At 48.2% G+C, this 255-nt stretch carries 1 rRNA gene; it reads left to right on the top strand.

The features are described from left to right. Positions 1 to 133 precede the first annotated feature (133 nt). Positions 134 to 249: ribosomal RNA gene (gene rrf, locus MW695_RS22445) — 5S ribosomal RNA — on the top strand. The last annotated feature ends 6 nt before the right edge of the window (positions 250 to 255 follow it).

The following is a 255-nucleotide window of genomic DNA, read 5'->3' as shown; positions in this document are numbered from 1 at the left end:
AATCGGTCGAGGACTTATCCAAGAAATTCTGACGTGTTTCCTATCCATGATCTAGTTTTGAAGGAATCTTTCTTTCAATCTTATAATGAACAAAGAGAACCAAGAAGGTCGCCGGTTATCTGATGTTTAAAAGTCCGGTGGCGATAGCGAAGAGGTCACACCCGTTCCCATGCCGAACACGGTCGTTAAGCTCTTCTGCGCCGATGGTAGTTGGGGGCTTCCCCCTGTGAGAGTAGGACGTTGCCGGGCGAACAA

It is taken from the genome of Halalkalibacter sp. APA_J-10(15) (assembly GCF_023017105.1).
In the GTDB taxonomy this organism is placed as follows: domain Bacteria; phylum Bacillota; class Bacilli; order Bacillales; family Bacillaceae_D; genus Halalkalibacter.
Note: the sequence above shows the minus strand (reverse complement) of the source record. Positions and strands in the feature narration are given on the sequence as shown.